Annotated in this window: 1 protein-coding gene; it reads left to right on the forward strand. The window is 63.1% G+C overall.

The window, feature by feature from the left end:
• Nucleotides 1-5178 (forward strand): hypothetical protein (locus AC07RV_RS33155; protein WP_493196362.1); only part of this gene is annotated, 5178 nt, incomplete at both ends.

The raw sequence follows: 5178 nt of genomic DNA on the forward strand, positions 1-5178 counted from the left end.
GGCAGCCTCTCGACCTCGACGTCGACTGGCTTGAGCACTGCGACGAGCAGCATCGGCAGTCTGTCGTCGGGCTTGAGCACGACGAACAGCAGCGTGTCGAGCCTGTCGACTTCGACGTCGACCGGGTTGAGCACGGCGACCAGCTCTATCGGCAGCCTGTCGACCTCCACCTCGACAGGCTTGAGTACGGCCACGAGCAGCATCCGCAGCCTGTCGTCGTCCACCTCGACGGGGCTGAGTACCGCCACCAGTTCGATCGGTAGCCTCTCGACTTCGACTTCCACGGGGCTGAGCACGGCCACCAGCAGCATCGGCAGCTTGTCGTCGGGGCTGAGCACGACGAACAGCAGCGTGTCGAGCCTGTCCACGTCGACGTCGACGGGGTTGAGCACGGCGACCAGTTCCATCGGTAGCCTCTCGACTTCGACTTCGACTGGCTTGAGCACCGCCACGAGCAGCATCGGTAGTCTGTCGACGTCGACCTCCACTGGCTTGAGCACGGCAAACAGCCGCATCGATGGCCTGTCGACCGGACTGAGCACCACGACCAGCAGCATCGGCAGCCTGTCGTCGGGCTTGAGCACGACCAACAGCAGCGTGTCGAGCTTGTCGACTTCCAGTTCCACCGGGCTGAGCACGGCTACGAGTTCGATCGGCAGCCTGTCGACCTCGACCTCCACGGGTCTGAGTACCGCGACGAGTTCCATCGGGAGTCTTTCGACCTCCACGTCCACTGGTCTGAGCACAGCGACGAGCAGCATCGGTAGCTTGTCCACGTCGACCTCGACAGGGCTGAGTACCGCAACCAGTTCGATCGGCAGCCTTTCGACTTCGACTTCCACGGGGCTGAGTACCGCGACGAGCTCCATCGGCAGCTTGTCGACCTCCACGTCCACGGGCTTGAGCACGGCAACGAGCAGCATCGGCAGCCTGTCCACATCGACCTCGACAGGCCTGAGCACTGCGACCAGTTCGATCGGCAGTCTGTCGACCTCGACGTCCACGGGTCTCAGCACCGCAACGAGTTCTATCGGCAGCTTGTCGACCTCGACGTCTACTGGCCTGAGCACTGCCACCAGCAGCATTGGTAGCCTCTCAACCTCGACGTCGACTGGCCTGAGCACGGCAACGAGCTCGATCGGCAGCCTGTCTACCTCGACCTCGACGGGTCTGAGCACGGCAACGAGTTCTATCGGCAGCCTGTCCACCTCGACTTCGACGGGCCTGAGCACCGCAACCAGCTCGATTGGCAGCTTGTCTTCGGGTCTGAGCACGACGAACAGCAGCGTGTCGAGCCTGTCGACGTCGACCTCCACGGGTCTGAGCACGGCTACGAGCAGCATCGGCAGCCTGTCCACGTCGACTTCCACGGGTTTGAGCACTGCGACCAGTTCGATCGGCAGTCTGTCGACTTCGACGTCCACTGGCCTGAGCACTGCAACGAGTTCGATCGGCAGCTTGTCGACCTCGACCTCCACAGGTCTGAGCACGGCGAACAGCCGTATCGATGGCCTGTCGACCGGACTGAGCACCACAACCAGCAGCATCGGCAGTCTGTCGTCAGGCCTGAGCACGACTAACAGCAGCGTGTCGAGCTTGTCGACTTCCAGCTCCACCGGCTTGAGCACTGCAACGAGCTCCATCGGTAGCCTCTCGACGTCGACGTCCACAGGCTTGAGCACTGCGACCAGCAGCATCGGCAGCCTGTCGACCTCCACCTCGACGGGTCTGAGTACCGCCACCAGCTCGATCGATAGCCTTTCGACATCGACTTCGACGGGCCTGAGCACGGCAACGAGCAGCATTGGCAGCCTCTCGACCTCGACCTCGACCGGCTTGAGCACGGCCACGAGTTCCATCAGCAGCCTGTCGACTTCGACCTCCACGGGTCTGAGCACCGCGACGAGCAGTATCGGTAGCTTGTCCACGTCGACCTCGACAGGCCTGAGCACTGCGACCAGCTCGATCGGCAGTCTGTCGACCTCGACGTCCACGGGTCTCAGCACCGCAACGAGTTCCATCGGCAGCCTCTCGACCTCCACCTCGACCGGTCTGAGCACTGCAACGAGCTCCATCGGTAGCTTGTCGACGTCGACCTCGACGGGCTTGAGCACGGCCACGAGTTCCATCGGTAGCCTGTCCACCTCGACCTCCACGGGTCTGAGCACGGCGACCAGCAGCATCGGCAGCCTCTCGACTTCGACGTCTACCGGCCTGAGCACTGCGACCAGCTCGATCGGAAGCCTTTCGACCTCGACCTCCACAGGTCTGAGCACGGCGAACAGCCGCATCGATGGCCTCTCGACCGGACTGAGCACCACGACCAGCAGCATCGGCAGTCTGTCGTCGGGCCTGAGCACGACGAACAGCAGCGTGTCGAGCTTGTCGACTTCCAGCTCCACCGGCTTGAGCACTGCAACGAGCTCCATCGGTAGCCTCTCGACGTCGACGTCCACGGGCTTGAGCACTGCGACCAGCAGCATCGGCAGCCTCTCGACGTCGGCCTCGACAGGTCTGAGCACCGCAACGAGCAGCATCGATAGCCTCTCGACCTCGACCTCCACCGGTTTGAGCACCGCAACGAGCTCCATCGGTAGCTTGTCGACCTCGACATCCACTGGCCTCAGCACTGCAACGAGCTCCATTGGCAGCCTGTCCACGTCGACCTCGACGGGTCTGAGCACCGCGACGAGCAGCATCGACAGCCTGTCGACTTCGACGTCGACTGGCCTGAGCACGGCAACGAGCTCGATCGGCAGCCTGTCTACCTCGACATCGACCGGCTTGAGCACTGCGACGAGTTCCATCGGCAGTCTCTCGACTTCGACGTCGAGTGGGCTCAGCACGGCAACAAGCTCCATCGACAGCCTTTCGACCTCGACGTCGACCGGTCTGAGCACGGCGACGAGTTCCATCGGTAGCCTGTCCACCTCGACCTCCACGGGGCTGAGTACCGCGACGAGCAGCATCGACAGCCTGTCGACCTCGACGTCGACCGGTTTGAGCACGGCGACGAGCTCCATCGGCAGCTTGTCGACTTCGACCTCCACGGGTCTGAGCACCGCGACCAGCAGCATCGGCAGCCTCTCGACTTCTACGTCGACCGGCTTGAGCACTGCGACGAGTTCCATCGGCAGTCTCTCCACCTCGACGTCTACTGGCTTGAGCACGGCCACGAGTTCGATCGGTAGCTTGTCCACTTCGACCTCCACGGGCCTGAGCACCGCGACCAGCAGCATCGACAGCCTTTCGACCTCGACGTCGACGGGCCTCAGCACGGCAACGAGCTCCATCGGCAGCCTCTCGACGTCGACCTCGACGGGTCTGAGCACTGCTACGAGCAGCATTGACAGCCTCTCGACTTCGACGTCGACTGGCCTCAGCACGGCAACGAGTTCCATCGGAAGCTTGTCGACCTCTACGTCGACGGGGCTGAGTACCGCGACGAGCAGCATCGATAGCTTGTCGACATCGACTTCGACTGGCCTCAGCACAGCAACGAGCTCGATCAGTAGCCTGTCCACGTCGACGTCGACCGGCCTGAGCACTGCGACAAGCTCCATCGGTAGCCTGTCGACCTCCACTTCCACGGGCCTGAGCACCGTCACCAGCAGTATCGACAGTCTGTCGACCTCGACGTCGACCGGCCTCAGCACGGCAACGAGTTCCATCGGCAGCCTGTCCACGTCGACCTCCACGGGTCTGAGCACTGCGACGAGCAGCATCGATAGCTTGTCGACCTCGACGTCGACTGGCCTCAGCACGGCAACCAGCTCGATCGGTAGCCTGTCTACATCGACCTCGACTGGTCTGAGCACGGCAACGAGTTCCATCGACAGCCTTTCGACCTCGACGTCGACCGGTTTGAGCACGGCCACGAGCTCCATCGGCAGCTTGTCGACTTCGACCTCCACGGGTCTGAGCACCGCCACGAGCAGCATCGATAGCCTGTCGACTTCGACATCGACTGGCTTGAGCACGGCCACGAGTTCCATCGGTAGCTTGTCCACCTCGACCTCCACGGGCCTGAGCACCGCGACCAGCAGCATCGATAGCCTTTCGACCTCGACGTCGACCGGGCTGAGCACTGCGACGAGTTCGATTGGCAGCCTGTCCACGTCGACGTCGACCGGCTTGAGCACGGCGACCAGCAGCATCGGCAGTCTCTCGACTTCGACATCGACTGGTCTGAGCACGGCGACGAGTTCGATCGGTAGCTTGTCGACATCGACCTCGACCGGTCTCAGCACCGCAACGAGCTCGATCGGTAGCCTGTCAACCTCGACCTCGACCGGCCTGAGCACCGCGACGAGCTCCATTGGCAGCTTGTCCACGTCGACCTCCACGGGTCTGAGCACGGCGACCAGCGGCATCGATAGCCTGTCGACTTCCACGTCGACCGGTCTGAGTACGGCGACCAGCAGCATCGGTAGCTTGTCGACCTCGACATCGACCGGTTTGAGCACGGCGACGAGCTCAATCGGTAGCCTGTCCACGTCCACTTCGACGGGCCTGAGCACGGCGACCAGCAGCATCGGCAGCCTCTCGACCTCGACGTCCACCGGCTTGAGCACGGCAACGAGCTCCATCGGCAGCCTTTCGACCTCGACGTCCACCGGCTTGAGCACAGCAACGAGCTCTATTGACAGTCTGTCGACTTCCACCTCGACCGGGTTGAGCACGGCGACAAGCTCGATCGGCAGCCTGTCGACGTCGACCTCGACGGGCCTGAGCACGGCGACCAGCAGCATCGATAGCTTGTCGACATCCACTTCGACTGGCCTGAGCACGGCAACGAGCTCGATCGGTAGCCTGTCCACATCGACCTCCACTGGCTTGAGCACCGCGACGAGTTCGATCGGCAGCCTCTCGACCTCCACGTCGACTGGTCTGAGCACGGCGACAAGCTCCATCGGCAGCTTGTCGACGTCGACCTCGACGGGCTTGAGCACGGCCACGAGTTCCATCGGTAGCCTGTCCACCTCGACCTCCACGGGTCTGAGCACCGCGACGAGCAGCATCGATAGCCTGTCGACCTCGACGTCGACCGGCTTGAGCACGGCAACGAGTTCGATCGGCAGCCTGTCCACGTCGACCTCGACGGGTCTGAGCACCGCGACGAGCAGCATCGATAGCCTGTCGACCTCGACGTCGACCGGCTTGAGCACGGCAACGAGC

The organism is Variovorax sp. GW821-FHT09B01 (assembly GCF_059418345.1).